This is a genomic window from Cupriavidus sp. GW822-FHT06G04, assembly GCF_058799075.1.
In genome coordinates, this window is record NZ_JBXALD010000001.1 from 299,448 (window position 1) to 324,040 (window position 24,593).

General features: G+C 65.0%; 27 protein-coding genes and 1 other RNA gene. 16 read left to right on the plus strand and 12 right to left on the minus strand.

Features of this window, described 5'->3' with window-relative positions:
• Window positions 1-70: 70 nt before the first annotated feature.
• From AC1RKI_RS01340 to AC1RKI_RS01400, 13 genes are all read left to right on the plus strand, one after another.
• Window positions 71-1,468 (plus strand): aminopeptidase P N-terminal domain-containing protein, encoded by a 1,398-nt coding sequence (locus tag AC1RKI_RS01340; RefSeq protein WP_492794125.1) that lies wholly within the window; start codon window positions 71-73, stop codon window positions 1,466-1,468.
• Window positions 1,465-1,941, plus strand: coding sequence for a hypothetical protein (locus tag AC1RKI_RS01345; RefSeq protein ID WP_150980091.1), 477 nt, complete (start codon window positions 1,465-1,467; stop codon window positions 1,939-1,941). The genes AC1RKI_RS01340 and AC1RKI_RS01345 overlap by 4 nt, the downstream gene beginning before the upstream one ends.
• A complete protein-coding gene (locus AC1RKI_RS01350) occupies window positions 1,919-3,166 on the plus strand; it encodes a UbiH/UbiF/VisC/COQ6 family ubiquinone biosynthesis hydroxylase (RefSeq protein ID WP_492794123.1) in 1,248 nt (415 codons plus the stop codon). The genes AC1RKI_RS01345 and AC1RKI_RS01350 overlap by 23 nt, the downstream gene beginning before the upstream one ends.
• 190 nt (window positions 3,167-3,356) lie before the next feature.
• The gene (gene dusB, locus AC1RKI_RS01355) at window positions 3,357-4,424 is read left to right on the plus strand and encodes a tRNA dihydrouridine synthase DusB (RefSeq protein WP_061954784.1); all 1,068 of its coding nucleotides are present in this window, start codon (window positions 3,357-3,359) and stop codon (window positions 4,422-4,424) included.
• Window positions 4,421-4,654, plus strand: coding sequence for a Fis family transcriptional regulator (locus AC1RKI_RS01360; protein WP_061954782.1), 234 nt, complete (start codon window positions 4,421-4,423; stop codon window positions 4,652-4,654). Before dusB ends, AC1RKI_RS01360 begins: the two co-directional genes overlap by 4 nt.
• Before the next feature lie 16 nt (window positions 4,655-4,670).
• On the plus strand, window positions 4,671-6,245 hold the full coding sequence (purH, locus tag AC1RKI_RS01365; RefSeq protein ID WP_492794121.1) for a bifunctional phosphoribosylaminoimidazolecarboxamide formyltransferase/IMP cyclohydrolase: 1,575 nt from the start codon (window positions 4,671-4,673) through the stop codon (window positions 6,243-6,245).
• A 108-nt stretch (window positions 6,246-6,353) separates the two neighbouring features.
• Window positions 6,354-6,899 (plus strand): crossover junction endodeoxyribonuclease RuvC, encoded by a 546-nt coding sequence (ruvC, locus tag AC1RKI_RS01370; protein ID WP_061954778.1) that lies wholly within the window; start codon window positions 6,354-6,356, stop codon window positions 6,897-6,899.
• Between the two features lie 91 nt (window positions 6,900-6,990).
• Window positions 6,991-8,160: a glycerophosphodiester phosphodiesterase gene (locus AC1RKI_RS01375; protein ID WP_227458194.1), complete on the plus strand. Its 1,170-nt coding sequence runs from the start codon at window positions 6,991-6,993 to the stop codon at window positions 8,158-8,160.
• A gap of 52 nt (window positions 8,161-8,212) precedes the next feature.
• The gene (gene ruvA / locus AC1RKI_RS01380) at window positions 8,213-8,794 is read left to right on the plus strand and encodes a Holliday junction branch migration protein RuvA (protein ID WP_061954774.1); all 582 of its coding nucleotides are present in this window, start codon (window positions 8,213-8,215) and stop codon (window positions 8,792-8,794) included.
• A 60-nt stretch (window positions 8,795-8,854) separates the two neighbouring features.
• Window positions 8,855-9,922: a Holliday junction branch migration DNA helicase RuvB gene (ruvB, locus tag AC1RKI_RS01385; protein WP_150980095.1), complete on the plus strand. Its 1,068-nt coding sequence runs from the start codon at window positions 8,855-8,857 to the stop codon at window positions 9,920-9,922.
• A 162-nt stretch (window positions 9,923-10,084) separates the two neighbouring features.
• The gene (locus tag AC1RKI_RS01390) at window positions 10,085-10,717 is read left to right on the plus strand and encodes a hypothetical protein (protein ID WP_492794118.1); all 633 of its coding nucleotides are present in this window, start codon (window positions 10,085-10,087) and stop codon (window positions 10,715-10,717) included.
• A 59-nt stretch (window positions 10,718-10,776) separates the two neighbouring features.
• Window positions 10,777-11,364 carry a BPSL1445 family SYLF domain-containing lipoprotein gene (locus tag AC1RKI_RS01395; protein WP_061954768.1) on the plus strand — a complete coding sequence of 196 codons (588 nt, stop codon included), beginning with the start codon at window positions 10,777-10,779 and terminating at the stop codon, window positions 11,362-11,364.
• Between the two features lie 125 nt (window positions 11,365-11,489).
• Window positions 11,490-12,227 (plus strand): queuosine precursor transporter, encoded by a 738-nt coding sequence (locus AC1RKI_RS01400; RefSeq protein WP_061954766.1) that lies wholly within the window; start codon window positions 11,490-11,492, stop codon window positions 12,225-12,227.
• Between the two features lie 9 nt (window positions 12,228-12,236).
• Here AC1RKI_RS01400 and AC1RKI_RS01405 read toward each other — a convergent pair whose 3' ends face one another.
• The 4 genes from AC1RKI_RS01405 to tyrS are packed head-to-tail and all read right to left on the minus strand — an operon-like array spanning window position 12,237 to window position 15,369.
• Window positions 12,237-12,911, minus strand: coding sequence for a histidine phosphatase family protein (locus AC1RKI_RS01405; RefSeq protein WP_492794116.1), 675 nt, complete (start codon window positions 12,909-12,911; stop codon window positions 12,237-12,239).
• A 52-nt stretch (window positions 12,912-12,963) separates the two neighbouring features.
• Window positions 12,964-13,611, minus strand: a complete 648-nt coding sequence (locus tag AC1RKI_RS01410; protein WP_061954948.1) for a YbhB/YbcL family Raf kinase inhibitor-like protein — start codon at window positions 13,609-13,611, stop codon at window positions 12,964-12,966.
• 35 nt (window positions 13,612-13,646) lie between these two features.
• Complete coding sequence (dtd, locus tag AC1RKI_RS01415; RefSeq protein ID WP_061954761.1) at window positions 13,647-14,117, minus strand: D-aminoacyl-tRNA deacylase; 471 nt, start codon at window positions 14,115-14,117, stop codon at window positions 13,647-13,649.
• Between the two features lie 10 nt (window positions 14,118-14,127).
• A complete protein-coding gene (tyrS, locus tag AC1RKI_RS01420) occupies window positions 14,128-15,369 on the minus strand; it encodes a tyrosine--tRNA ligase (RefSeq protein ID WP_061954760.1) in 1,242 nt (413 codons plus the stop codon).
• A gap of 215 nt (window positions 15,370-15,584) precedes the next feature.
• Here tyrS and AC1RKI_RS01425 point away from each other — a divergent pair, with 215 nt between their 5' ends.
• Together AC1RKI_RS01425 and AC1RKI_RS01430 are read left to right on the plus strand one after the other, a co-directional pair.
• Complete coding sequence (locus tag AC1RKI_RS01425) at window positions 15,585-16,979, plus strand: M23 family metallopeptidase (RefSeq protein WP_061954757.1); 1,395 nt, start codon at window positions 15,585-15,587, stop codon at window positions 16,977-16,979.
• Between the two features lie 4 nt (window positions 16,980-16,983).
• Complete coding sequence (locus tag AC1RKI_RS01430; RefSeq protein ID WP_492794113.1) at window positions 16,984-18,138, plus strand: anhydro-N-acetylmuramic acid kinase; 1,155 nt, start codon at window positions 16,984-16,986, stop codon at window positions 18,136-18,138.
• A 66-nt stretch (window positions 18,139-18,204) separates the two neighbouring features.
• Here AC1RKI_RS01430 and erpA read toward each other — a convergent pair whose 3' ends face one another.
• The 5 genes from erpA to rplM all read right to left on the minus strand — a co-directional run bounded on the left by erpA (window position 18,205) and on the right by rplM (window position 21,100).
• Window positions 18,205-18,573, minus strand: coding sequence for an iron-sulfur cluster insertion protein ErpA (gene erpA, locus AC1RKI_RS01435; RefSeq protein WP_061954753.1), 369 nt, complete (start codon window positions 18,571-18,573; stop codon window positions 18,205-18,207).
• Window positions 18,574-18,643: 70 nt separating this feature from the next.
• Window positions 18,644-19,225 carry a bactofilin family protein gene (locus AC1RKI_RS01440; protein ID WP_492794111.1) on the minus strand — a complete coding sequence of 194 codons (582 nt, stop codon included), beginning with the start codon at window positions 19,223-19,225 and terminating at the stop codon, window positions 18,644-18,646.
• A 19-nt stretch (window positions 19,226-19,244) separates the two neighbouring features.
• Window positions 19,245-19,934: a DUF6776 family protein gene (locus tag AC1RKI_RS01445; RefSeq protein ID WP_223505650.1), complete on the minus strand. Its 690-nt coding sequence runs from the start codon at window positions 19,932-19,934 to the stop codon at window positions 19,245-19,247.
• 332 nt (window positions 19,935-20,266) lie between these two features.
• A complete protein-coding gene (gene rpsI / locus AC1RKI_RS01450) occupies window positions 20,267-20,659 on the minus strand; it encodes a 30S ribosomal protein S9 (protein WP_061954747.1) in 393 nt (130 codons plus the stop codon).
• Window positions 20,660-20,671: 12 nt separating this feature from the next.
• Window positions 20,672-21,100 (minus strand): 50S ribosomal protein L13, encoded by a 429-nt coding sequence (gene rplM / locus AC1RKI_RS01455; protein ID WP_061954745.1) that lies wholly within the window; start codon window positions 21,098-21,100, stop codon window positions 20,672-20,674.
• Between the two features lie 778 nt (window positions 21,101-21,878).
• Between rplM and AC1RKI_RS01460 the strand changes: the two genes are divergently transcribed.
• A complete protein-coding gene (locus tag AC1RKI_RS01460) occupies window positions 21,879-22,301 on the plus strand; it encodes an OsmC family protein (protein ID WP_061954946.1) in 423 nt (140 codons plus the stop codon).
• 63 nt (window positions 22,302-22,364) lie between these two features.
• Here AC1RKI_RS01460 and rnpB read toward each other — a convergent pair.
• The 3 genes from rnpB to pyrC form a co-directional block, all read right to left on the minus strand.
• An RNA gene (rnpB, locus tag AC1RKI_RS01465) (RNase P RNA component class A) lies at window positions 22,365-22,706 on the minus strand.
• 12 nt (window positions 22,707-22,718) lie between these two features.
• On the minus strand, window positions 22,719-23,522 hold the full coding sequence (locus AC1RKI_RS01470; protein ID WP_492794108.1) for a DUF3025 domain-containing protein: 804 nt from the start codon (window positions 23,520-23,522) through the stop codon (window positions 22,719-22,721).
• 5 nt (window positions 23,523-23,527) lie between these two features.
• Window positions 23,528-24,562: a dihydroorotase gene (pyrC, locus tag AC1RKI_RS01475; protein WP_492794106.1), complete on the minus strand. Its 1,035-nt coding sequence runs from the start codon at window positions 24,560-24,562 to the stop codon at window positions 23,528-23,530.
• Window positions 24,563-24,593 lie beyond the last annotated feature (31 nt).

Genomic DNA, 24,593 nt, shown 5'->3' on the forward strand with positions numbered 1-24,593 from the left:
GCTTGCGCGCCGCCCGCATCACGCGCCGACGGGTTTAGAATCGGCACATTCCCCACACCGGTTTCTCCTCATGTCCGCACCCGACTCCGCTCTCCTTGGTTCGTGCCGCGACCGCCGTGCTCGCGTGCTGCAACATCTGCGCGACAACGGCGGCGGCGTGGCCATCGTGCCGACCGCGCCCGAAGCCATGCGCAATCGCGACAGCGACTATCCGTACCGGCATGACAGCTATTTCTATTACCTGACCGGTTTCGCCGAACCTGAGGCCGTGCTGGTGCTGGTGGCCGGCGCGCCCGGCGGCGAGGCCGACCGCAGCATCCTGTTTTGCCGGCCCAAGCACGAAGAGCGGGAAATCTGGGACGGCTTCCGTCATGGCCCCGAAGGCGCGCGCGCGACCTTCGGCTTCGATGAGGCGCATTCGGTCGAGGACATCGACAAGCTGCTGCCGCCGTTGCTCGCCAATCGCGCACAGCTTGCCTACCCGCTTGGCGCCACGGCCGAGATCGACGCGAGCGTGCGGCGCTGGCTCGATGCCGTGCGCATGCAGGGCCGCGCCGGCGTATCGTCACCGGCGGTTGCCGTGGACGTGCGGACCTGGCTCGATGAAATGCGGCTGTTCAAGGATGCCGGCGAGCTGGCCACCATGCGGCGCGCGGCGCAGATCTCGGCCGAGGCGCACGTGCGCGCCATGCGAGCGTCGCGCGCCGGACTGCGCGAATATCACCTCGAGGCGGAACTGCTCTATGAATTCCGCCGCCATGGCGCGCAGAGCGTGGCCTACAACTCGATCGTGGCGGGCGGCGCCAATGCCTGCGTGCTGCACTATCGCGCCGGCCCGGCGGAACTGCGCGACGGCGATTTGTGCCTGATCGACGCCGGCTGCGAACTCGACGGCTACGCCTCGGACATCACGCGCACCTTCCCGGTTTCCGGCCGCTTCACGCCCGCACAGCGCGAACTCTACGACCTCGTGCTGGCCGCGCAGGAAGCCGCCATCGCCGAGACGCGCGCAGGCGTGCCGTACAACGTGCCGCACGACGCCGCCGTCAAGGTGCTGGCGCAGGGCATGCTCGATACGGGCCTGCTCGATCGCAACAAGGAAGGCACGTTGGACGACGTGCTGGCCAGCGGCAGTTATCGCCGCTTCTACATGCACCGCACCGGCCACTGGCTCGGCATGGATGTGCACGACGTGGGCGAGTATCGCGTGCCCTGCTGGCCGGCCGGCCAGCAGGGCGAGCGTCCGTGGCGTCCGCTCGAGCCTGGCATGGTGCTGACCATCGAGCCGGGCATCTACGTGCGCCCGGCCGAAGACGTGCCCGAGCACTACTGGCATATCGGCATCCGCATCGAGGATGACGCCGTGGTGACCGCGGGCGAATGTGAACTGATCACGCGCGGCGTGCCTGTGAAGGCCGACGAGATCGAGGCACTGATGCGCGACAACGGAAAGGACGCGTCGCGATGAAGGCGTTATTGAGCAAGCTGTTTGGCGTGGGCACCCCGAAGCATCGCCCCCACGCCCCTTACGTGGATCCCAACGTGCCGTTCGTGGTGAATATCTTCGACGACCGCGTGGTCGTGCATCGCCCCGACGGGCAGCGCGAAGAACTGGAATGGGACGCCCTGGAACGCGTGGTGGTGCGCGTGTCCGACCGCGCGCCGTGGGCCGGCACGCCATGGCTGATTCTGGCCGGCGACGCGCAGAGCCAGCAGGGCTGCGTGGTGCCGATGACCGCGGCCAATCACGATGCGCTGCTTGAGCGACTCCAGCAATTGCCGGGCTTTCACCAGCAGAAACTGGAAAACGCGATGCGCGATGCGGCGGCCGGAAAGACCCGCACCGACGCCAACTTGTGGAAGCGCGGCGAAGCGCAGGCTGCGCTCGCCGACGCGCGCCCGCAGCAGGAGGCCAGCCATGACCCGTCCGGACAGCCCTGACGCCGCATTCGGCACAGATCCGTGCGACATCGCGATCGTCGGCAGCGGTCCGGTGGGCCTCGCGCTGGCCGGACAACTGTTACGCACCACGCCGTGGCGCATCACGCTGATCGACGCCGCCACGCCCGCGCGCGCGGCGCGCGATCCACGCGCCATCGCGCTGTCGCATGGCAGCCGCCAGTTGCTCGAGCAGATCGGCGCCTGGCCGGTGCCGGCGCAGCAGATCGAACATATCCATGTGTCGCAGCGCGGCCGCCTGGGCCATCTGAAGCTGCACCATGACGACTATGGCGTGCCGGCGCTTGGCTACGTGGTCCGCTACGGCGACCTGTGCCAGACGCTCGAACGCGCGTTGGCCAGGGCCGCGGAAGCCGCGCCGGGACGCCTCGCACGCGCGTTCGAGACGCGCATCGACCATATCGACCAGGACGATCGCCATCCGGACGCGCCGGTGCGACTTGGTGGCGCCGCCCATGCCGATCACGACGGCTTGCCGGTGGCCTACGCCGCGCGCATCGCAGTGCAGGCAGAAGGCGGCCTGTTCCATCAGCAGGCCCAGCGGCTGGCGCGCGGCACCGAAGCCACGCGGCGGCGCGACTACGGCCAGACCGCGATCATCGGTCACGTGACCTGCACGCAGCCGCAGCCGGGCTGGGCCTGGGAACGCTTCACCGAAGAGGGCCCCCTCGCGCTGTTGCCGCACGAAGAGCACGGTACAACTGGCTACGCGCTGGTCTGGTGCTGCGCGCCCGAGCAGGCCCAACGGCGCCTGGCGCTGCCCGAGGCCGAGTTTGCCGAAGATCTGGGCCAGGCATTCGGCACGCGCATGGGGCGCTTCACGCTGGTGGGCAAGCGCCACGCGTTTCCGCTCGGCCTGAATGCCGCGCCGGTCACTGTCGACCGACGTGTGGTCGCTGTCGGCAATGCGGCGCAGACGTTGCATCCGGTGGCGGGCCAAGGATTGAACCTTGGCTTGCGTGATGCATTTGCGCTGGCCGATTCGCTGCGTGCCGGCTGCACACCCCAGGCGCTGCAGGCCTTTGCGGGCCGGCATCGCGTGGACCGGGCGCTGACGATCGGCATTACCGACCTGTTGCCGCGCGTGTTCGCGGTGGGCGGCCCGTTCGCGGCGCATGCGCGCGGCGCATCGCTAGCTGCGCTGGCCTGCCTGGCGCCACTCAAACACGCGTTGGCGCGGCAGATGATGTACGGCGCCCGCCGCTGAGCGCCCCGGCCAGAATTTGCGCCGGCCGGCCCGCCCAGGGCCGGCCCTAATGATATTTGCTCATTTATTGGGCAACCGTACCGGTTTGGCGGTAAAATCCCGCCCTCGCACATGACCCCAGACTTCGCCGGCAACTGATTCGGCAGGGGCATGTTTTTGCATCGTCACCGCTTCATTCCAGCCCGCCATCGTGCAGATCGGTCCGCATCAACTTCGCAACAACCTTTTTGTCGCCCCCATGGCGGGCGTGACGGATCGGCCGTTCCGCCAGCTGTGCAAGCAGTTGGGCGCGGGATATGCCGTCTCAGAAATGGTGGCGTCGAATGCGCAGCTCTGGAAAAGCGAGAAGACCATGCGCCGCGCCAATCACGCGGGCGAGGTCGAGCCGATCTCGGTGCAGATCGCCGGCGCGGAGCCGTCGATGATGGCCGAGGCGGCCCGCTACAACGTGGACCGCGGCGCGCAGATCATCGACATCAACATGGGTTGCCCGGCCAAGAAGGTCTGCAATGTGGCGGCCGGGTCGGCGCTGCTGCAGAACGAGCCGCTGGTGGTGCGCATCGTCGAGGCCGTGGTGGGCGCCGTGGGCGACCGCGTGCCGGTCACGCTGAAAATCCGCACCGGCTGGGACCGCGAACACAAGAACGCATTGCGCGTGGCGCGCATGGCCGAAGACGCCGGCATCAGCATGCTGACGATCCACGGCCGCACGCGCGCCGACCTGTATCACGGCGAGGCGGAGTACGAGACCATCGCGGCGGTCAAAGCGGCGCTGCGTATCCCGGTGGTGGCCAACGGCGACATCACGTCGCCCGAAAAAGCCAGGCACGTGCTGGCCGTGACTGGCGCCGACGCGATCATGATCGGTCGCGCCGCGCAGGGCCGCCCGTGGCTGTTCCGCGAGATCGAGCATTACCTGAAGACGGGCGAGCTGCTGCCGTCGCCCGAGGTGGCCGAGATCCGCGCCATCATGAATCACCATCTGGCGGACCACTACGCCTTCTACGGCGAGTTCACCGGCGTGCGCACGGCGCGCAAGCACATCGCCTGGTACACGCGCGGGCTCAAGGGCGCGAACCTGTTCCGCCATCGCATGAACACGCTGGAATCGACCGACGCCCAGCTCGACGCGGTCAACGCTTTCTTCGACGAACAGGCGGCGATTTCCGATCGCCTGGTCTATGTCGACGAAAGCGGCGCATCGGACGAAGAACAAGATATCAACAACAACAAAAAACGGGAATTGCTTGCCGCATGAGCCGCAACGCCATCGATCAATGTATCCGGGACAGCCTGGATACCTACTTTCGCGACCTGGACGGCGAAGTGCCGTCCAACATGTACAACATGGTGCTGGAGGCCGTGGAACGGCCGCTGCTGGAAGCCGTGATGGTGCGCGCCGAGCGCAACCAGTCACTGGCGGCCGCCTATCTGGGCATCAACCGAAACACCCTGCGCAAGAAGCTGCAGCAACACGGATTACTTTGAAGCGTTCCACCAAGCCATGATCAAGCAAGCCCTTCTCTCCGTTTCCGACAAAACCGGCATCGTCGATTTCGCGCGTGAACTGAACGCGCTCGGCGTCACGCTGCTTTCCACCGGCGGCACCGCCAAGCTCCTGGCCGATGCCGGCCTGCCCGTCACGGAAGTGGCCGACTACACCGGCTTTCCGGAAATGCTCGACGGCCGCGTGAAAACGCTGCACCCGAAAGTGCACGGCGGCATCCTGGCGCGCCGCGATCTGCCCGAGCACATGGCCGCGCTGGCCGAGCACGACATCCCGACCATCGACCTGCTGGTGGTGAACCTGTATCCGTTCCAGCAGACGGTGGCCAAGGACGACTGCACGCTGCCCGACGCGATCGAGAACATCGACATCGGCGGCCCGACCATGCTGCGTTCGGCGGCCAAGAACCACCGCGATGTCACCGTCATCGTCGATCCGGCCGACTACGCCGTGGTGCTCGACGAAATGCGCGGCAATGGCAACACGGTCGGCTACGACACCAACTTCCGCCTGGCCACCAAGGTATTTGCGCACACCGCCCAGTACGATGGCGCGATCACCAACTACCTGACCAGCCTTGGCGCGGACAAGTCGCACCAGGCACGCAGCAACTATCCGCAGACGCTGAACCTGGCGTTCGAGAAAGTGCAGGAGATGCGCTACGGCGAGAATCCGCACCAGTCGGCGGCGTTCTACCGCGACCTGAAGACCGTCGATGGCGCGCTGGCCAACTACGTGCAGTTGCAGGGCAAGGAACTGTCGTACAACAACATCGCCGACGCCGACGCCGCGTGGGAATGCGTGAAGTCGTTCGACGCCACCGCGGCCGCCGCCTGCGTGATCATCAAGCACGCCAATCCGTGCGGCGTGGCGGTTGGCGCCAACGCGCTGGAAGCCTACGAAAAGGCTTTCAAGACCGATTCGACCTCGGCCTTCGGCGGCATCATCGCCTTCAACGTCGAAGTGGACGAAGCCGCGGCGCAAGCCGTGGCCAAGCAGTTTGTGGAAGTGCTGATCGCGCCGTCGTTCAGCACCGCGGCGCGCAACGTGTTCGCCTCCAAGCAGAACGTACGCCTGCTGGAAATCCCGCTCGGCCGCGGTGTGAACCAGTACGACCTGAAGCGCGTGGGCGGCGGGCTGCTGGTGCAAGGCCCGGACGCACGCAACGTGCAGCCGTCGGAACTGCGCGTGGTAACGCGCCGTCATCCCACGCCGAAGGAAATGGACGACCTGATGTTCGCCTGGCGCGTGGCCAAGTTCGTGAAGTCGAACGCCATCGTGTTCTGCGGCAACGGCATGACGCTCGGTGTCGGCGCCGGCCAGATGAGCCGCGTCGATTCGGCGCGCATCGCCAGCATCAAGGCCCAGAACGCCGGCCTGACGCTGGCTGGCTCGGCCGTGGCGTCGGATGCGTTCTTCCCGTTCCGCGACGGTCTGGACGTGGTGGTGGATGCGGGCGCGACCGTGGTGATCCAGCCGGGCGGTTCGATGCGCGATGACGAAGTGATCGCCGCCGCCGACGAGCGCGGCATTGCCATGGTACTGACCGGCACGCGCCACTTCCGTCATTGATGCATGACCCCGTGGCAGGCGCGCCCGCGTCTGCCACGGGTCTGCCTGCTGTCCTCCCACCGGGCGTAATCCTCTACACTACGCCCATCCCTTCCCACTGCCCGCTTCATGCGCATCCTCGGCATCGACCCTGGTCTGCGGACCACCGGCTTTGGCGTGCTCGAAAAGCACGGCAGCAAGCTTGCCTACATCGCCTCCGGCACGATCCGCAGCAATGGCGACCAGAGCCTGCCGCAGCGCCTGAAGACGCTGTATGACGGCATCGCCGAAGTGGCGCGCACCTACGCGCCCGATTGCGCCGCCATCGAAAAGGTCTTTGTCAACGTCAATCCGCAATCCACGCTGATGCTGGGCCAGGCGCGCGGCGCCGCCATTTGCGGGCTGGTTGGACAGGGCCTGCCCGTGTTCGAATACACCGCGCTGCAACTCAAGGTGGCGGTGGTCGGCTATGGCCGCGCCAACAAGGAGCAGGTGCAGGAGATGGTGATGCGGCTGCTGGCGCTGTCCGGACGGCCCAGCAGCGACGCGGCCGATGCGCTGGGGGTGGCGATCTGCCATGCCAATGGCGGCGACACGCTTGGCGCTCTGGCTGGCCTGGCGCCGGATCTGGCGCGCAAAGGCATGCGCGTGCGGCGCGGCCGGCTGGTGGGCTGACCTCGACGCTGCGCGCGGCTCAATCCGGCGCGGCCGCATCGGCCGCTCGCATACAATCGGCGTTCGAAAGCAAGCCCTCAGGAACGCCCCGATGTCGCATCCCCTCGTCTTTCGCATATCGCTCGCACTGGCCGTACCCGCCTTGATGGCAGGCTGCGTCGCGCCACCGCGCGCGCCCGTGGCCACTGCGCCGGCCCCCGCCGCGGTCCCGACGCCGCCACCGGCCGCGCCTGCACAGAAAGCGCTGGTGATCGGCCATCGCGGTGCCAGCGCGCTGCGGCCCGAACACACGCTCGCGTCCTACCAGAAGGCCATCGACGACGGCGCGGACATCATCGAACCGGATCTGGTATCGACCAAGGACGGCGTACTGGTGGCGCGCCACGAAAACGACATCACCGGCACTACCAACGTCGCCGAGCTGCCCGAGTTTGCCGATCGCCGGCGCATCAAGGTGATAGACGGCGAGCGTATCGACGGCTGGTTCACCGAGGATTTCACGCTGGCCGAACTGAAGACGATGCGGGCGCGTGAACGGATTCCCAAGCTGCGTCCCTACAACGCCAAGCTCAACGACCAGTTCGAGATCCCGACTTTCGACGAGATCCTGAAACTGGTCGCACAGGCTGCCGGCAAGCGCGGGGCCGCCATCGGCATCTATCCCGAACTGAAGCATCCCAGCTACTTCCGCGGCATCGGCCTGCCGCTGGAGGAAAAACTCGCCACGGCGCTGCGCGGCAACGACTACGCAAGGCGCGCGCCGATCTACGTGCAGTCGTTCGAAGTCGCACCGCTGCGCACCATGAAGCGGCTGCTGGGGCCGTCGATGCCGAACGTGCGCATCGTCCAGTTGATCGGCAACGCCCGCAGCCGTCCCGCGGACTGGGGGCTGGCCGGCGACAGCCGCACATACGCATCGATGCTGACGCCGCTGGGGCTGCGCGAAGTGGCGGCTTACGCCAACGGCATCGGCCCCGAGAAGAATCTCGTGATCCCGCGCGATGCGCGCGGCAATCTCGGCGCGCCCACCGCGCTGGTCGGTAACGCGCACGCCGCGGGGCTGGTCGTCCATCCCTATACGTTCCGGCCCGAAAACAGTTTCCTGCCGCGCTCGCTACGCGCGCCCGGCGACGATGCCACGCGCAATCCCGCCGGCATGGAACGCGAAGTGCGCGCCTTTATCGGCGCCGGCATCGATGGATTTTTCACCGACGATCCGGCGCTGGGCCGGCGCGCCGTCGATACGCCGCCAGCACAATAGACACGTGGGCCGCTACACTTGCGGCCAGCTTTCTCACCCCATCGCACACACCATGATCGGACGCATCGCCGGCACCCTGCTTGAAAAGAATCCCCCGCATCTGCTGGTCGACTGCCATGGCGTCGGCTACGAGATCGATGTGCCGATGAGCACCTTCTACAACCTGCCCGCCGTCGGCCAGCCGGTGACGCTGCTCACGCAGCAGATCATCCGCGAGGACGCGCACCTGCTGTTCGGCTTTGGCTCGGCCACCGAGCGCAACACGTTTCGCGAGCTGATCAAGATCACCGGCATCGGGGCGCGCATGGCGCTGGCAGTCCTGTCCGGCCTGTCGGTACCGGAACTGGCGCAGGCCGTAACGATGCAGGAGGCGGGCCGGCTGACGCGGATTCCCGGCATCGGCAAGAAGACGGCCGAGCGGCTGCTGCTCGAACTCAAGGGCAAGCTGGGCGCCGATCTGGGGCATGTGCCCGGCGCGCAGCCGTTGTCGGACACCGCCGTCGATGTGCTCAACGCCCTGCTGGCGCTTGGCTACTCGGAAAAGGAAGCCGCACAGGCGATCAAGCAGGTGCCGGCCGCAACCGGTGTGTCGGAGGGCATCAAGCTGGCGCTCAAGGCCCTGTCCAAGGGCTGACCACTTGGCGGGAAGCCGCGACGGGCAGCGTAGAATGGCGGCAAATTGCTTCCGACTGCCATGATAGAAACCGACAAGCTGACCGGCGAACGCCTGCCCGACCGCGTGATTTCCGCCACGCCGGCTTCCAACCAGGAGGAGGCGTTCGAGCGTGCGCTGCGTCCGAAGCTGCTCGACGAATACGTCGGCCAGGAAAAGGTGCGCGGCCAGCTCGACATCTTCATGCACGCGGCGCGCAATCGCCGCGAAGCGCTGGACCATGTGCTGCTGTTCGGGCCGCCGGGGCTGGGCAAGACCACGCTGGCCCACATCATCGCGCGCGAGATGGGCGTCAATCTGCGCCAGACTTCCGGCCCGGTGCTCGAGCGCCCCGGCGACCTCGCCGCGCTGCTGACCAATCTCGAAGCCAACGACGTCCTGTTTATCGACGAAATCCACCGGCTGTCGCCCGTGGTGGAAGAAATCCTGTATCCGGCGCTGGAGGATTACCAGATCGACATCATGATCGGCGAAGGCCCGGCGGCCCGCTCGGTCAAGCTCGACCTGCAGCCGTTCACGCTGGTGGGCGCCACCACGCGCGCCGGCATGTTGACCAATCCGCTGCGCGACCGCTTTGGCATCGTGGCGCGGCTGGAGTTCTACACGCCTGAAGAACTGGCGCGTATCGTCGCGCGATCGGCGCAGTTGCTCAATGCGACGATCGATCCTGCCGGCGCACTGGAAATTGCGCGCCGGGCACGCGGCACGCCGCGTATCGCCAACCGGCTGCTGCGGCGCGTGCGCGATTTTGCCGAGGTCAAGAGCGACGGCACGATCACACGCGACCTCGCCGACGCCGCGCTCGCAATGCTCGATGTCGACACCGTCGGCTTCGACCTGATGGACCGCAAGCTGCTGGAAGCGGTGCTGCACAAGTTCGACGGCGGTCCGGTTGGCGTGGACAACCTCGCCGCGGCGATCGGCGAAGCGCGCGACACCATCGAGGACGTGCTGGAGCCGTATCTGATCCAGCAGGGCTATCTGCAACGCACGCCGCGCGGACGTGTTGCCACGGCGGCTGCATACCGGCATTTCGGCCTGGCCTCGCCGCAAGGCAGCCGCGACGGCGATATCTTCGACGCGCCGTAGATCGCCCGCTATTACAAAGAGACGCTGGCGCCCCTTGCGGACGCCATTTAAACGTTTTCGCGGCGTCCCCAAGTTTTTTCGAAGTGCATTGCTGGGCCCTGAGCAGTTGCCCACAATGGCTGCATCCTTTTTTACAAACGCGCACGTCGCAACAGGACAGCCATGAAACGCCGAGCCAGCCTCACCACTTCGACACTAGCCGCCTGCCTCGCCATGCTGGCCATGGGCACGGCCACCGCCCAGATGGCGCCCGCGCCCGCCGGCCCCACGTCGCCGTTGCCCAACGTTGCGCCGCCCCGGCCGGAAGCTTTCGCCGAAGAGGATGTCGCGAGGGGCAAGGTGGTCTCCGTCGACCCGCAGACCAAGGCGATCATCGTGCAAGGCGAGGGCGGCAACGTCGTCGAACTGGTGGGCGGCGACGAAGCCCAGAATTTCGGCAACGTAAGCCCGGGCGATATCGTCACGATCCGCCGTGAGGCCGCTGTCGTGGCGGGGCTCGAGCCGCTCGGCACCAAGGACGTGGCGATGATCGAGCAGACCGAGCGCGTCGCGCGTGCGCCCGCTGGCGGCAAACCCGGCGTGGTGCGCGAAGTCACCACCACGATCACCGCGCAAGTCACGCGCGTGGACGTCTCCCAGCGCCTGCTGACATTCTCGGGCCCGCGCGAATCGGTACGCACCGTGAAGGTCGTTGATCCGAGTATCGACCTGGCCGCAGTCAGGCCCGGCCAAATGGCCAAGATCGTGGTACGCGAAATGGTCGTCATCACGATCGAAGCACCCAAGGCAGGCTGATCGCACGAATCGGAGAGCCGCCGGTCGCAGTTCCTTTCCCAATCAGAGGAGAATCCCACATGGATCGACGTCAGTTTGTTGCCCGGGTCGCCGGGTCTGGACTGCTGGTAGCCACCGCCGGCCTGGCGGCAGGCTGCACCACGACAGGCAGCAGTTCGCCCACCGATGTAGCGGCGAAACGCAAGGAGATCGATGCCGGCGTCGACGGCGCGCTGAACCGTCTCTATGCATCGGTGGACGGCGCGCGCGACCTGGGCAGCCGCGCACAGGGCCTGCTGGTGTTTCCGCGCGTGCTGGCCGGTGGCCTGGTGGTGGGCGGCGAGTATGGCGACGGCGCGCTGCGCACCAAGGGCGCGACGCAAGGCTACTATCGGACGATCGCCGCGTCGGTCGGGCTGACCGCCGGCGGCCAGTCGCGCTCGGTCGTCATCATGTTCATGACGCCCGACGCGTACAACAAATTCGTGCAGTCGAAGGGCTGGACGGCAGGCGTGGACGCGAGCGTGGCGCTGGCCAAGGTTGGCGCCAATGGCAAGGTGGACACCGTCACCGCGCAGCAGCCGGTGATCGCTTTCGTGCAGACCAACGCCGGCCTGATGTTCGATGTCTCGCTGGACGGCTCCAAGATCAGCAAGCTGGACCTGTAGCCGCACCGACCCTCTCCGGGTTGCAAATGGATCGCTCCCCGCTTCGGCCGGGAGCTTTTTTTTGCGCCGGTGCGGGCGCGGCTTCGCTGGCATAATCGCGCCAATCCCGCGCCCCGGACGTCACCATGCACGAACCCATCGCCGCCTCCGCCCCCGCCGCAGCACACAGCGGACGCGTGTACCGCTACTACGATCTCGTGATGGTGGCCTTCGTCACGGTATTGCTGTGCTCGAACCTGATCGGGGCGGCCAAGGCGGCGCAGGTTACGCTGCCGTGGATCGGGCCCGTCACGTTCGGCGCCGGCGTGCTGTTCTTTCCGGTTTCCTACATCTTTGGCGACGTGCTGACCGAGGTCTACGGCTATGGCCGCGACCGCCGCGTGGTGTGGGCGGGTTTCGCGGCGCTGGCGTTTGCCACGTTCATGGCGTTCGTGGTGCTGCGCATGCCGGTGGCGCCGTTCATGATCGACTATCAGAAAAGCCTGGAAGACGTATTCGGCAATACCTGGCGCATCGCACTGGGGTCGCTGATCGCGTTCTGCTGCGGCAGCTTCACCAACAGCTACACGCTGGCCAAGATGAAGCTGTGGACCAACGGCCGCTGGCTGTGGACGCGCACCATCGGCTCGACACTGGCCGGCGAGCTCGTCGACTCGTCGCTGTTCTACGTGATTGCGTTCTACGGCATCTGGCCGCTGGAAAAAGTCATCCAGGTCGCCATTGCCCAATACGTACTGAAGACCGGCTGGGAGATCGTGATGACGCCCGTGACCTACAAGGTGGTGGGCTTTCTGAAGCGCGCCGAACGCGAGGACTGGTATGACCGGAACACCAATTTCACGCCGTTCCGGTTGAAAGTCTAAGCCGACGATTCAGGGAACGCGGCGATCCACCTCATCGAGCGTCAGCGCCTCCAGATGGCTCACGTCGGCCCATTGCAGCATCGTCAGATTGACGCTGTCGCAGCGCAGCCGGTTGACGCTGGCATTGAGCAGTTCGTGCTCGCGCGGGGCTTCGAGCGTCATGCCCGTCGCCTCGCGATACAGGCAATCGAGCACGCCGCCGTGGGCGACCAGCGCGATCCGTTCGCCCGGATGACGCCGCGATAAGGACAGCGCCACTTCGACGGCACGCTCATGGAATTCGCGCAGCGATTCGCCTCCAGGCGGCGCGTAATCGGGAATGCGCGCCTGCCAGCGCGCGAAATCCTCGGGACGCTGTTGCGCCACCTCGGCGTACGTCATGCCTTGGAGATCGCCATAGCAACGCTCGCGCAGGCGCGGCTCCGCACGCGCATTCAAGCCCAACGCCTGCGCCAGCGGCGCGGCGGTCTGCGCGGCGCGGCTCAGGTCGCTGGTGTACACCGCGTCGATCGGCTCGCCCGCCAGCGCCTCGGCCAACGCGCGCGCCTGCGCGTGGCCCGCTTCGTTGAGCGGTATGTCGAGCTGGCCCTGCAGCCGCCGCTCGCGATTCCAGGCTGTCTCGCCGTGACGAATCACGATCAGATGGGTGTAGGCCAGCGATTGCGGGCCAGTGCTTTGCAACATGCCGATTCCTTGGGGGCTGCGGATAGGCGTTTTTTAAAACGATTTAGAACGATTACTTCACGAGCCGCGGGTTGAGCGTGTAGGTGCCGGTGATGCTCGCTTCGGCGAGAACGTGGCCCTGGATCGCGGCGCGCACCTCGGCGCCCGTGAACTTGCCTTCCACCGGCACGCGTTCGATATCGAGCGCGTACACCGTGAAGACATAGTGGTGAACGATCGAATCGTTCCACGGCGGGCACGGGCCGTCGTAGCCGAAGTAGTCGCCCTTCATGTCGGCGTCGCCGGCAAACCATCCGGTGTAGTCGTTCAGGCCGTGGCGCAGGCCGCCAGCCGTGGCCGTGCCCACCAGCGCCTCGGGCCCGGGCTTGCCGCGTGCGATCACGCCGTCGCTGTGCGAGGCCGCCGAGATGCTGTTCAGCCCCGGCGGAATGTCGATCAGCACCCAATGGAAGAAGTCCACGCGCGGCAGCGACGCGGGCACTTCGCGGCCCTCCTGGTTCACGTCGTCGCCCTTGCTGGGCACGTCGCGGTCGTGACAGATCAGCACAAACGAGCGCGTGGCCGGCGGAAAATCGTCCCAGTGCAGGTCCGGGTTGCGATTGCTCGACAGCGTCACGTGGTTGGCCGCATCGGGCACACAGAACGCAAATTCGCCGGGAATCGGCGCGTTGTCGGCAAATGCCTTGCTCCAGAGTTTCATGAGGATCTCCTTGGCTTGGATTTCGACTTGCGATGTCACGCGTTACCGGCTGGCGGTACGCGCAGCCAGAACGTCACGGGGCCATCGTTGGTCAGGCTGACCTGCATCATCGCGCCGAATTCGCCGGTCTGCACCAGCGGATGCGTGGCGCGCGCGCGGGTCACGAAGTAATCGTAAAGACGGCGCCCGTCTTCGGGCGACGCCGCAGGCGTGAAGCTGGGACGGGTGCCGCTGTTGGTGTCGGCTGCCAGTGTGAACTGCGAAACCACCAACAAGCCGCCTGCCGTGCCGTGACCGTCGATATTCTGCACGGGCAGGTTCATCTTGCCTTCGGCATCGGAAAAGACACGGTACGACAGCAGCTTGGCCAGCAGCCGATCGGCCTGTGCTTCGGCGTCGCCACGCTCGGCGCAAACCAGCGCCAGCAAACCCGCGCCGATTTCGCCGGCGGTGCGGCCTTCCACGGTGACGCGCGCCTGCGAGACACGCTGAATCAGTGCGATCATGGCGCCGGTATCAGCGCAGCGTCACGCGCGCAAAGCGGCGCTTGCCGACCTGAACTACATAGGTGCCGGCGGCCACCTTGGTGGCCTTGTCGGCCACCACGGCGCCATCGATCTTGACACCGCCCTGCTCGATATTGCGGTTGGCCTCCGACGTGGACGGCACGAGGTTGGCCTGCTTGAGCAGTTGCGCGATGCCCATCGGCGCGCCTTCGAGGCTCACCGCGGGAATGTCGTCGGGCACGCCGCCGCGCGCGCGGTGGTTGAATGCCTCGAGCGCAGCTTCGGCTGCGGCCTGGCTGTGGAAGCGCGTGACGATTTCCTGTGCCAGCGCCACCTTGCAGTCGCGCGGATTGCGGCCCAGCGCCACTTCTTCCTTCATCAGGTCGATCTCGCTCATCGGCCGGAACGACAGCAGCGTGAAGTACTGCCACATCAGGTCGTCCGAGATGCTCATCAGCTTGCCGAACATGTCGTTCGGGGCCTCGGTCACGCCGATGTAGTTGTTCTTGGACTTCGACATCTTCTCGACGCCGTCCAGCCCCACCAGCAGCGGCATGGTCAAGATGCACTGCGATTCCTGGCCGTATTCCTTTTGCAGCTCGCGTCCCACCAGCAGATTGAACTTCTGGTCGGTGCCGCCGAGTTCCAGATCGGACTGCAGAGCCACGGAATCGTAGCCCTGCATCAACGGATAAAGGAACTCATGGACTGAAATAGGAATCCCAGACCGGAACCGTTTGGTGAAGTCGTCGCGCTCCATCATGCGGGCCACGGTGTACTTGGCCGCCAGTTGGATCATGCCGCGCGCGCCCAGCGGATCGCACCACTCGCTGTTGTAGCGGATTTCGGTCCTGGCCGGATCGAGCACCAGGCTCGCCTGCTTGTAGTACGTCTGCGCGTTGGCTTCGATCTGTTCGCGAGTCAGCGGAGGTCGCGTGGAATTGCGCCCCGATGGATCACCGATCGTCGAGGTGAAGTCGCCGATCAGAAAGATCACCTGGTGGCCCAGATCCTGCAACTGGCGCAGCTTGTTCAACACCACGGTGTGACCGAGGTGGATGTCCGGCGCGGTGGGATCGAGCCCGAGCTTGATGCGAAGCGGCACGCCCGTCGCTTCGCTGCGTGCGAGCTTTTGCAGCCACTCGGATTCGACCAGGAGTTCGTCGCAGCCGCGCTTGGTGATCTCCAATGCGCGCATCACCGACGGCGTAAGTGGATATTTGGCCGCGGCGGCCGGGGACACTTCAGTCATGACGTAAGTCTTTGAAATCTATAGGGAAACCACGACGGAGGGCCAGCATGGTTCTGGTATAATCCGCGCTTTGCGCCAGACGGGTCATCCGTCGGCCCAACCGCCTTGCAGGCGGAAACATACAACGCCCGCGCCGCACCTCGGGGGAGGAAGGCAGACGAGAAATATCGTCGCGGCAGCGGCCCTGGCAATACAGAAAGCTTGAATTCTACGTGATGTGGTCTAGTCTCCGCGAAGTTTTCGCGCGCGAGCTGGTGGTCCTTGTTGACCCTACGAATCCCCAGCATGCCCGCCGCCGCAAGCAGTTGACCGTCGCCGTCGGCACGGTCTTCACGCTCGGCATGGCCGCCGCGATGGGCGTTGCCCCCCGCAACGCCTTCGATGATCCGCTTGCGCCCCGCGTGCTCCAGCCGCTGCGCATGCCCGACGTTCGCGAGCAGCTCGACAAGCTCGCCGAATCGGAAGACGGCAGCGTGTACGTGCGCGAGGAACGCATGCAGCGTGGCGACACCATCGCGGCGCTGTTGCGCCGTCTCGGCATCGACGATCCGGACGCCCAGGCGTTCATCGTCAAGAACCCCACCGCGCGCGGCCTGTTCAACCTGAATCCCGGCCAGAGCGTGCAGGCCGAGATCGACGAGCGCAACCTGCTGGTGTCGCTGCAAGCCAATCTCGGCGGCGACGCGGGCGCATCGCGCGAGCTGGTGATCGAACGCGTGGCGCCAAAGAAGGACGGCGACGACTATACGTACCGCGCCCGCGTGGCGACGGTCGACAACGATCTGCACTACGAAATGGCGTCCGGCGCGATCGAGGCCAATGGATTCTTCAAATCGATGGACGCGGCCAGCGTGCCCGACGAAGTGGTCAGCCAGATGATCTCGATCTTTTCGGGCGTCATTGATTTTCATCACGACATCGCGCGGGGCGATCGCTTCCGCATCGTCTACGAGGCCGGCTTCCGCGACGGCGCATTCGTGCGCAATGGCCGCGTGGTGGCCGTCGAACTGATCAATCGCAACACGCTTTACCAGGCGCTCTGGTACGCCCCGAACGACGGCGAGCCTGGCGCGTATTACACCTTCGACGGCCGCAGCATGAAGCGCCCGTTCCTGCGTTCGCCGGTGGAATTTTCGCGCGTGTCGTCGGGCTTTGGCGGTCGCGACCATCCGCTCCATCACAAGTGGGCGCAGCACAAGGGCGTGGATTTCGCCGCGCCGCAAGGCACCAAGGTGTTTGCGTCGGGCGAGGGCGTGGTCGATTTCGTCGGCCAGCAGAACGGCTACGGCAACATCATCGTGCTGCAACACGCGGGCGGTTATTCCACCTACTACGCGCACTTGTCCGGTTTTGCCGGCATCCGCGAAGGCCAGCACATCAGCCAGGGCCAGGTGATCGGCTATGTGGGGTCGACGGGCTGGGCCACCGGGCCGCATCTGCATTACGAATTCCGCTACAACGATGTCCCCCAGAATCCGCTGACCACGACGCTGATGGAAGCGCCCACCTTGACCGGCAAGTCGCGCGCGGATTTCCTGACCTATTCGAGCGCCATGCTGAGCCGCATCAACATGCTGCGCACCTACAACGTGCTGACCGCCAGCAACTGAGCCCATGCCCCCTTCCACGGCGCCCAAAGACTGCTCCGACGACTGCTATATCGGCCTGATGTCCGGCACCAGCATGGACGGCGTGGACGGCGTGCTGGTGGATTTTTCCGGCCCGCAGCCGGTGGTCCGGGCGGCCGCGCACGTGCCGTTTCCCGACGCACTGCGCGAGGCGTTCGGCGCTTTGCAGCAGCCGGGCGATGATGAGATTCACCGCGAGGCGCTGGCCGCAAACGGCCTGGCCCGCGTGTATGCGGAGTGCGTTGCGGAATTGTTGCGCGCGTCCGGCACGGATGCCGCCCAGGTTGCCGCGATCGGCGCGCATGGGCAAACGATCCGCCACCGGCCGCGCCAGTATGACGGCATCGGCTATACGCGCCAGACCCAGCATCCGGCGCTGCTGGCCGAACTTGCCGGCATCGACGTGGTGGCCGACTTTCGCAGCCGCGACATCGCGGCCGGGGGACAAGGCGCGCCGTTGGTGCCCGACGTCCATCTCGCGCTGTTCGGCGTGCGTGACGAGACGCGCGTGGTTTGCAATATCGGCGGCATTTCCAATATCAGCGTTCTTCCGGCCGCCAGCGCGGGAACGCCGGTCCTCGGCTTCGACTGCGGTCCGGGCAATGCGTTGATGGACGACTGGATCCAGCGTCATCAAGGCGTGCCGTACGACGATCGCGGCCAGTGCGCGGCGTCCGGCATCGTCGATGCGCAGTTGCTATCGAGATTGCTGGCCGATCCCTATTTCCAAATGCCGCCGCCGAAAAGCACCGGGCGGGACCTGTTTCACCCGGGTTGGCTGCAGCGCATCCTGGACAGCCGGGGCGACCAGCAACCGTCGTGGCAAGACGTACTCGCGACGCTGGCGAGGCTCACTGCCACGGCCATCGCGGACGATATCCGAAAGTACGCCGCCGATGCGGCGCGGCTGATCGTCTGCGGCGGGGGCGCCCGAAACGACCATCTCATGGCCACGCTGCGCGACATGCTGCCGGGTGTCGAGGTGCAGGCCAGCGACGACTTTGGCGTCCCGGTGTCGCAGGTGGAAGCCATTGCCTTCGCATGGCTGGCTCGTCAATGCGTGCGGCGCGCCCCCGGAAACGTTACGGCCGTGACCGGCGCAAAAGGGCCGCGCGTACTGGGCGCGATCTACCCGCGCTGACGCGCGCGCGGTCGGAATAAAAAAAGCGCACCGAGGTGCGCTTTTTCTTTGCGGTAAAGCTGTCGATCAGACCGAGAAAGACGAGCCGCAACCGCAGGTGGTCGATGCGTTCGGATTCTTGATCACGAACTGCGCACCGTTGATGTCTTCCTTATAGTCGATCTCGGCGCCGACCAGATATTGGTAGCTCATCGAGTCGATCAGCAACGTCACGCCGTTTTTGACCATCGAGGTGTCGTCTTCGTTGACGTCTTCATCGAATGTGAAGCCGTACTGGAAGCCGGAGCAACCGCCGCCCTGCACGAACACGCGCAGCTTCAGCTCGGCATTGCCCTCTTCCTCGATCAACTGCTTGACCTTGTCGGCTGCGCTGTCGGTAAAGACGAACGGTGCCGGCACGTCCTCGGTAACGGGTGCCTCAGCGACTGCGTTCATGGGGATTCTCCTGGTTAGATACGCCCGTATTCTAAGCGCTACTCAAAAATCGTGCCGAAACCCTTTGTTTTCAAGGGGCGCTGGATGAGCGAAAGCGACGCAACGATTGCACGCCGGCGCCTTGGGGCTTCCGTTCGGCGTCTTCGACAACGTCGGAGTCCTCTGCGTCCGCTGTATCCTCCGGGTCTTCGGCCTTTCCGGCGGTTTCGACCTTTTCCGGCGGAGAAGCGTGCCCGCTGTCCGTGACGTCGTGGGCTTCGGCGGCGGGCACATGATTAGGCAACGCTCGCACTTCGCCCTGGATGAGCGGCACCAGTCGTCCCTCGACAATCGCGCCCTGGTGCATCTCGAGCGCGGCGTAGCGGACTTCACCGTAGACGCGCGCGTGCGGCTGCAGTTCCAGCAGCTCATTCGCATGTACCGGACCCGTCACCGTGCCGTTGAGAATCAGGTGGTCGACGCGGATTTCGCCCTCCACGACACCCTTTTCACTAATCACTAGCATGCTGGACTTGCCCGTCTCGGCGGTCACATTACCGCGCACCCGACCGTCCAGCCGCAATCCCCCGGAAAATGTCACATCGCCTTCGACGGCGGCGGAATGGCCGATCAACGTATCGATGGACAAGCCTTTCTTCTTCGAAAACAGCATGTTTTTCTCCTTTGACGCGCTATGGCGTTGCCGATTGCGACGCGCGAGTCTGGCCGCCTTGCATGATGCGGACCAGAACGGCGCGGACTTCCACATCCGGCGGGAGCGCCAGATCCCCTTCAATGCGTTGGTAATGCGTCAGTCGGACCGCGGGCAACGGCCGATCGCCCGACTGCGGCAATGTCAGGGTTAACGGCTTGCCTCCCCGGATTGCCGAGATCGCAAACTGGAGTTCCCCCTTGAATTCCGGCTGTTCGACAAAGGCTTTGGAGCCGCCCTGCATCACAAGCAAACGATAATGCACAAGACGGGCGTGCGGAACGCTTTGCGAGACACGGAAACTCCGGACATGGATGCCAGATGTGTCGCCCGACGCGGGCAGTAGCGATTCGAAGAATCCGAGATCCTCCTTGAGCTGCGCGATTTCCGTTTCGGCCGATTTCACCTGCTGGCCCAGGCTGTCCTGTGCGGCGCGCGCCATGCTCATCTCGGCTGCGGCCGTGTCGACACTGGCGCGCAGCCGGCTTCTTTCCGCCAAGACTTCATCCAGTTGTTGCCGGAGCCGCGCGTTGGCAGCCAGCAGGTCAGGGTTCGGCGCGAACGGACCTACCGATTGCCGCCCCAGCTTATAGCCGCCCATGCATGCCGCCCCACAGATCAGCACGAAAGTCAGCCCGCCGATCACCCGGCCGCGCCACGGATGCTGCATGCGAATAACCGCGCGGCCTGACCTGGGCGGGCGACGCGGACGCAAGGGGCGATACTTCAGGCCCATCGTGACACCCCGACGGAATGCGCTCGGTCCATCGCTGGAAATCCTCGTTTCTGCAGGCCCGTGATTGTATCTCCGAGCGATCATTGCGCGAATGAAAAGTCGGCAAATCGGCAGCGATGTCGATCCTGAGCAAGACCCTGGCGGAAAGCGCACAAAACACCACATAACGCGACAGCACACAAATCATCGACCAAAAAAAAACCGCACGACGAATCGTGCGGCTTTTCTGGATTTGCCAGGCGTGCGAAGCGCCTGGCAAAGGCGCATTAGCGCTTCGAGAACTGCTTGCGGCGACGTGCCTTGTGCAGACCGACCTTCTTACGCTCAACTTCACGAGCGTCACGCGTAACGTAGCCGGCCTTCGACAGGGCGGACTTCAGCGTGGCGTCGTAGTCGATCAGGGCGCGCGTGATGCCGTGGCGAACAGCGCCGGCCTGGCCGGTTTCACCACCACCGGTCACGTTGACCTTGATATCGAACGTTTCGGCGTGAGCGGTCAGCTCCAGCGGCTGGCGCACGATCATCAGCGAGGTTTCGCGAGCGAAATATTCGTTGATGGGCTTGCCGTTGACGATGATGTCGCCCTTGCCCGACTTGATGAAGACACGTGCCACAGCGCTCTTGCGGCGGCCAGTACCGTAATTCCAGTTACCGATCATGGATTGGCCCCCTTAGATTTCCAGCACCTTGGGCTGCTGTGCGCCATGCGGATGCTCGGCTTCGGCATAAACCTTCAGCTTCTTGATCATCGCATAGCCCAGCGGACCCTTCGGCAGCATGCCCTTGACAGCCTTTTCCAGGGCACGGCCCGGGAAGCGCTGCTGCATCTTGCCGAAAGTGGTTTCGTAGATACCGCCCGGGTAGCCCGAGTGGCGGTAGTACTTCTTGTCCTGTTCTTTCGTACCCGTCACGCGGATCTTGGCCGCATTGACGATGATGATGAAATCACCAGTGTCGACGTGAGGAGTGAATTCCGGCTTGTGCTTGCCGCGCAGTCGGCGTGCCACTTCGCTGGCAACACGGCCGAGGACCTTGTCCGTCGCGTCAATCACGTACCAGTCGCGCTTTACCTCTGCAGGCTTGGCGGAAAAGGTCTTCATGATTTTTCCTGAATGAGAAATCTGCCCTTGTGACGGTCGCCGTTTTAGCGTCCTGTCGATCGGCCGGCCCTTTGGACCTGACCTTCCTGCTTGTGTTTGCAGGCTCTCCCTGATTTTTTCCGGGGGCAACGACCGGAAAGCCGACGATTATACTGGGCAGCATCGCTTTCGCACAAGCAAAGTTGTGGCTTTTCGTCAAGCGGGTTGCGGTGGGCGCGTGAGGATATGCGGTTGACGCCACCTTGCCGGTCCTGATGCGCGGCACTTCGGGCAAATGGCGGAAACGCGCGCGGAAAACTGGCGAAAAAAAACCCAAGTCGGTTTGGACTTGGGTTCGAATCCACCAAAGGAGGAGGGTGGAGGAGACACCGGGCGATCGACGGGGCCGGTCATGGCGGGCGGTGCGGCAAGCGATCAGGGGTACGTTACCGGCTTTCGCTTTCGCACTTCAGCGCGCTCTCATGCGCCGTCGTTCGATGGATTGGATTATACATATGGCCCCCTGCGATGCAAGAAAATTTGCACTACGAAATTCGATACCACAATACGGAATGTCTTTTAATCCACAAAATTTACAACAAACTCTTTTTAAATCAATGAGTTAATTGCTATCTCGCACCGATGCTTGCAGACCACATTAGAGGATACCCTCAACTTTCTAGGGGATATCCCGCATCCGGATGCAATCGTTTTGATGCCATATACTGGCGAAATGCAAGGCGCGGCATTGTGCGAATATGCGCGCAAACAGACACCCAGGAACCGAGGAAACAAAAAAATGGAATGCAAAGTGACATGGATGGGCCCGGAAGGCATGAGTTTCATCGCCCAGACCGGCAGCGGTCACATCGTCGCCATGGACGGCGCGCCCGACGGCGGCGGCAATAACCTCGCCCCCCGTCCGATGGAAATGGTGCTGCTCGGCACCGGCGGCTGCACTGCCTATGACGTGGTGCTGATTCTCAAGCGCGGCCGGCAGGATGTGCGCGGCTGCTCGGTCAAGCTGGAAGCGGCGCGTGCCGATGCCGACCCGAAGGTGTTCACGAAGATCAACTTCCATTTCACCGTGACTGGCCGGAACCTCGACCCGGCCAAGGTGGAACGCGCCATCGAGCTGTCGCACGAGAAATACTGCTCGGCGTCGATCATGCTGGCGAAGACCGCCGAGATTACGCACACGATGGAAATCGTCGAAGGCTGATCCGGCCGCCGCAGATGCAAAAACGCCCGGCGCAGCCGGGCGTTTTCATATCGGAAATATCGGAAGCAAAGACAGGCCGATAAGCCGGATTCTGTGCGCGTCGCACGCCTTGCGGCGCACGTCGCGTGACAACCATTCCTCTAGACCGGCCGTTACCGGACGGTTCCAGCTCCCTACCCGCAGACTCGGCGGGCCGCTTCATCGTCTGCCTATTTGGGATTGCTCCGGGTGGAGGTTACCGCGTTTCACCCTTCCCACCGGCCGAAACCGGTGGCAAGACTCGTCTCTGTGGCCCTATTCCGCACGTTGCCGTGGATGGCTGTTAGCCAACACCCTGCCCTGTGGAGTCCGGACTTTCCTCCCCTTGCACCTTGCGATGCAAGCAGCGATTGTCTGGCCTGCTTTGCGGGCCGCAGTCTAACACCGATGCGCGGTCGGGTCAGCACGGCGCCCCGCGCGAAACACGCCGGCGTCGTCATAGAACGCCGGATCGGCATTGTCGGCGCTCCATCCCGGCACGCCCATTACGGGTAGCGGCGCAAAGCCGCGGCCGCCGGCCAGTGCGCCCTGCTGCGCCGCGCTGGTCAGCGATGCCGCCAGCAGGCCGTCGATCTGCGCCATCGCAAGGCCCGGAGACGCGGCGATCCACCACACATGCGCGGTGATCGCCTTGTACGGGTTCACCAGTTTTTCGAGCAGCGCGTGACCGAACGGCAATACCGTGCAGGCGCCAGCCCATGCATCACGGCGTGATAAAAACAGTTCGTGCCAGGAAAATCCGCGCAGCGCTTGCGCAAGGCCCGCGTCCTCGGTTACCAGCAGTGCACCGTTCTCGTCGAACAGCGTTGCCGCGTCGCGCAGGCCGCCGCGCATGCGCTGCACGCCGTCGCGCGCGATCGCTTCGGCCTGAAGCCGGTTGAGCAACTGCTTGGTCTGCGGATAATGCAGCCACATCAGCGCGTTGAAGGCGTCGTGCAGATTGTCGCGGGTCGGCACCTGGCCCGTGGCGTCGATATGCGATTCATACGCGACGCCGTCGGGCAACGCGGATTGGGCGATGAAGCGCAGCGGCAGTCCGCGCGCATTGCGCAGCGCCCCGGCACTCATGCCGTTCAGCGCGGCGCGCAGATCGTCGCCGCCCTGCAAGGCGCGCGTCAAAGTTGACGCCGACGCGGCAAATGGCAGGAACCACGGCCGCGTCCAATCGATGGTCGACAGCAATCGATTCAGCTGGCCTTCCAGCGCAGCGTCTCGCCGGCGCGCAGCGGCACCAGCGTGGCATCGCCGTACGGCAGTTCGGCCGGCAGTTGCCAGTCCTCGCGCGTGAGTGTCAGCGTGCCGGTGTTGCGCGGCATGCCGTAGAACGCCGGGCCGTTGAAGCTGGCAAACGCTTCGAGCTTGTCCAGCGCGCCCGCGTTGTCGAAGGCTTCGGCGTACAGTTCCATCGCGTGCAGTGCCGTGTAGCAGCCGGCGCAGCCGCACGCGTGTTCCTTGAGGCCGCGCGCGTGCGGAGCGCTGTCCGTGCCGAGGAAGAATCGCGCGCTGCCGGAGGTCGCCGCCTTGACCAGTGCCTCGCGATGGATCTCGCGCTTGAGCACCGGCAGGCAGTAGTAATGCGGGCGGATCCCGCCGGTGAAGATGGCGTTGCGGTTGTACAGCAGATGGTGCGCCGTGATGGTCGCCCCGACCGGGCCTTCCGCTTCGGCCACATACTGCGCCGCATCGCGCGTCGTGATGTGCTCGAACACCACTTTCAGCTCCGGAAAATCCTTGCGCAGCGGCTTCATCACGCGATCGATGAAGACCGCCTCCCGATCGAAGATGTCGATATCGCCGTCGGTCACCTCGCCATGCACCAGCAGCGGCAGGCCCACGCGCTGCATCGCTTCGAGCGTGGCGGCGCAGCGGCGGATATCGGTCACACCGGCATCGCTGTTTGTGGTGGCGCCCGCCGGATACAGCTTCACGGCATGGACCAAGCCGCTGGCCTTGGCGGCGACGATTTCCTCGGCCGGCAGGTTGTCGGTCAGATAGAGCGTCATCAGCGGCTCGAACGCCATGCCGGCCGGCAGCGCGGCCAGGATGCGGTCGCGATAGGCGCTGGCCTGCGCCACCGTGGTCACGGGCGGCTTCAGGTTCGGCATGATGATCGCGCGCGCAAACTGGCGCGCCGTGTCGGGCAGCACCGCCGACAGCGCGGCGCCATCGCGCAGATGCAGGTGCCAGTCGTCGGGGCGGGTAATCGTAAGCTTCTGGGTCATGGCTGAAATCATCGGCCGGTCGTCGCGGGAC

Bases quoted from the DNA above. Each gene is read 5' to 3' on its own strand.
- AC1RKI_RS01340 (WP_492794125.1), top strand. From the start codon at position 71: ATGTCCGCACCCGACTCCGCTCTCCTTGGTTCGTGCCGCGACCGCCGT.
- AC1RKI_RS01345 (WP_150980091.1), top strand. From the start codon at position 1,465: ATGAAGGCGTTATTGAGCAAGCTGTTTGGCGTGGGCACCCCGAAGCAT.
- AC1RKI_RS01350 (WP_492794123.1), top strand. From the start codon at position 1,919: ATGACCCGTCCGGACAGCCCTGACGCCGCATTCGGCACAGATCCGTGC.
- AC1RKI_RS01360 (WP_061954782.1), top strand. From the start codon at position 4,421: ATGAGCCGCAACGCCATCGATCAATGTATCCGGGACAGCCTGGATACC.
- purH (WP_492794121.1), top strand. From the start codon at position 4,671: ATGATCAAGCAAGCCCTTCTCTCCGTTTCCGACAAAACCGGCATCGTC.
- ruvC (WP_061954778.1), top strand. From the start codon at position 6,354: ATGCGCATCCTCGGCATCGACCCTGGTCTGCGGACCACCGGCTTTGGC.
- AC1RKI_RS01375 (WP_227458194.1), top strand. From the start codon at position 6,991: ATGTCGCATCCCCTCGTCTTTCGCATATCGCTCGCACTGGCCGTACCC.
- ruvA (WP_061954774.1), top strand. From the start codon at position 8,213: ATGATCGGACGCATCGCCGGCACCCTGCTTGAAAAGAATCCCCCGCAT.
- ruvB (WP_150980095.1), top strand. From the start codon at position 8,855: ATGATAGAAACCGACAAGCTGACCGGCGAACGCCTGCCCGACCGCGTG.
- AC1RKI_RS01390 (WP_492794118.1), top strand. From the start codon at position 10,085: ATGAAACGCCGAGCCAGCCTCACCACTTCGACACTAGCCGCCTGCCTC.
- AC1RKI_RS01395 (WP_061954768.1), top strand. From the start codon at position 10,777: ATGGATCGACGTCAGTTTGTTGCCCGGGTCGCCGGGTCTGGACTGCTG.
- AC1RKI_RS01400 (WP_061954766.1), top strand. From the start codon at position 11,490: ATGCACGAACCCATCGCCGCCTCCGCCCCCGCCGCAGCACACAGCGGA.
- AC1RKI_RS01405 (WP_492794116.1), bottom strand. From the start codon at position 12,911: ATGTTGCAAAGCACTGGCCCGCAATCGCTGGCCTACACCCATCTGATC.
- AC1RKI_RS01410 (WP_061954948.1), bottom strand. From the start codon at position 13,611: ATGAAACTCTGGAGCAAGGCATTTGCCGACAACGCGCCGATTCCCGGC.
- dtd (WP_061954761.1), bottom strand. From the start codon at position 14,117: ATGATCGCACTGATTCAGCGTGTCTCGCAGGCGCGCGTCACCGTGGAA.
- tyrS (WP_061954760.1), bottom strand. From the start codon at position 15,369: ATGACTGAAGTGTCCCCGGCCGCCGCGGCCAAATATCCACTTACGCCG.
- AC1RKI_RS01425 (WP_061954757.1), top strand. From the start codon at position 15,585: ATGTGGTCTAGTCTCCGCGAAGTTTTCGCGCGCGAGCTGGTGGTCCTT.
- AC1RKI_RS01430 (WP_492794113.1), top strand. From the start codon at position 16,984: ATGCCCCCTTCCACGGCGCCCAAAGACTGCTCCGACGACTGCTATATC.
- erpA (WP_061954753.1), bottom strand. From the start codon at position 18,573: ATGAACGCAGTCGCTGAGGCACCCGTTACCGAGGACGTGCCGGCACCG.
- AC1RKI_RS01440 (WP_492794111.1), bottom strand. From the start codon at position 19,225: ATGCTGTTTTCGAAGAAGAAAGGCTTGTCCATCGATACGTTGATCGGC.
- AC1RKI_RS01445 (WP_223505650.1), bottom strand. From the start codon at position 19,934: ATGCAGCATCCGTGGCGCGGCCGGGTGATCGGCGGGCTGACTTTCGTG.
- rpsI (WP_061954747.1), bottom strand. From the start codon at position 20,659: ATGATCGGTAACTGGAATTACGGTACTGGCCGCCGCAAGAGCGCTGTG.
- rplM (WP_061954745.1), bottom strand. From the start codon at position 21,100: ATGAAGACCTTTTCCGCCAAGCCTGCAGAGGTAAAGCGCGACTGGTAC.
- AC1RKI_RS01460 (WP_061954946.1), top strand. From the start codon at position 21,879: ATGGAATGCAAAGTGACATGGATGGGCCCGGAAGGCATGAGTTTCATC.
- pyrC (WP_492794106.1), bottom strand. From the start codon at position 24,562: ATGACCCAGAAGCTTACGATTACCCGCCCCGACGACTGGCACCTGCAT.